Here is a 1,852-nt window from a genome sequence, read left to right as displayed (position 1 = left end):
GGCCGGACAGCCGCTGTCGCGCGCCGAACTCGCGACGTCCGCCGTGCACCTGGCCGCCGCGGCCACGTCGCCAACCGAACCGCAGCGCTGCGAAGCGAAGGTGCTGGCCAGCCCGCTGAACGACGACGGCCGCGTGATCGCGCTCGGCAACCCGTCCGACGAGAAGGCCGTGAAGCAGGCGTGGAAAGCGCTCGGCTTCCGCCCGCCGGAACTCTTCAACGGCATCGTCCTCCACAGCGGAGAAATCGCTGCCGGACGGCTGCTGCTGTTCGTGCTGTCCACCCTCGTGCGCAAGGAGAACGTGCTGGTGCGCCAGCGCGCCAAGGACGGCACGCTGCTCGCCGGGCAGGCCGTCACGTTGGCCGACGTCGTGCCGACCCGCCCCGTGCCGCCCGAGTGGATGAGCGCCGCGGGCCCGTGGCGCGACGACGTGCAGCTCGCGGCCGGCTACCTGTCCGCGCTGGGCGGCACGACGTCCACGCAGGGCAACAAGGCATATCTGCCGGTGATCGTCGAGATCAAGGGCGCGAACAAGGTCCACACGATCGAGATCGGCCAGAGCATGCGCGATCCGATCCGGCCGGAAGAAATGCGCCTGCTGATGCGTCCCTATTATCTGGCCGTGGCTGAATTCATGCACGCCGAAGAAATCGCGCGCCACGACTGGGACGAGACGACGACGACGCGCAATCACGGTGCCGTCGAAGCCGCGCTGTCGGACGACGCCTGCGGCCACGCGCTGCTGGCGCCCGACACGGCGTACCAGGTCAAGGTCGAGTGGACCGTGCGGACCTCCGACCAGGACGCCCGTCCGACGGCGGCGGAAACGGACGACATCGACGCGACGACGGAAAGCCGCGTCTACCACTTCCGCACCGACGACGAAGCACCGAAGAAGCTCGATCCGTGGGTGCTGATGACATTGCCGGAGGAAGGCGAGAGCCACGTGTTCGGCCAGGAACCGCTGTCGTTCGTGTTCGCGACCAACGACGTGAGCCACCTGTACGCGGCCTACGGCAAGAAGCTGCAGGTCCGGATCAAGGCGGCGTCGTTCCGCCGCCCGGCCTCCACGCCGGCGGTGCCGCATCCGTTCCCGATCAACGCGGACACCCTGGACGACGTGAAGGGCGGCCTGCTGTCGCCGTGGGAAGAAAGCGTGCGCGAAGTGCTTCAGGAAGATGGCGGCAAGCCGTGCGTGGACTTCGAGGCCGAGATGGTCCGCCACAGCAAGGTCACGGTGCCGATCCCGCTCGATCCGTGCACGGACTACGTCGTCGACATCGAGTCGGTCGACGAGGACGCGCCCGAGAACACGGTGGGCGAGCGCGTGCTGCGCCGCTCGTTCTCGACCTCGGCCTACGGCACCCTGGGCGAATTCGCCAACACTTTCCTCGGCACGCGCCCCGAACACCGCTACGTGGAGGCGGGCCGCATCGCAACGTTGTCGTCCACGTTCGCGAGCCACGCGCCGCAGGGCAGCGAGCTCGATGAAGCGATGATCGCGGCGGGCCTCGGGCCGATGGGCACGCCCACCGCGCCGCGCGTCGTCGCGCTGTGGGAGCAGGCCGACCCCGCCCAGCCGCCGCAGCCGGTGGCCGTGATCGTCGACTCGCCCGAACCGCTGCACCGCACGCGCCTCGTGCCAACCAAGGTGACCGATCCGGTGCCCAGCGCGCCCGAACGCTACGAGATGCTGCCCGTGACGTGGCTGCAGCTGGCCCAGATGCCGGGCGCGCCGGACGTGGTTAGGCCCCGCGCCGCGCGCCCGCGCCGCCGGCGCCGCGGGGGGTGGGTGTTTAAGAAAAAAAAAAGACACCCGCGCCGCGGGGGGGGGGGGGGGGGGGGGGGGGGG

At 70.1% G+C, this 1,852-nt stretch carries 1 protein-coding gene; it reads left to right on the top strand.

The features are described from left to right. Positions 1–1,852, top strand: a 1,852-nt coding sequence (locus ACEN88_RS30640; protein WP_413345792.1) for a hypothetical protein, incomplete at both ends; no start/stop codon positions are given.

The organism is Massilia sp. CT11-108, from assembly GCF_047302915.1.
In the GTDB taxonomy this organism is placed as follows: domain Bacteria; phylum Pseudomonadota; class Gammaproteobacteria; order Burkholderiales; family Burkholderiaceae_D; genus Telluria; species Telluria orientalis.
This window is presented reverse-complemented; position numbering and strand designations above follow the sequence as displayed.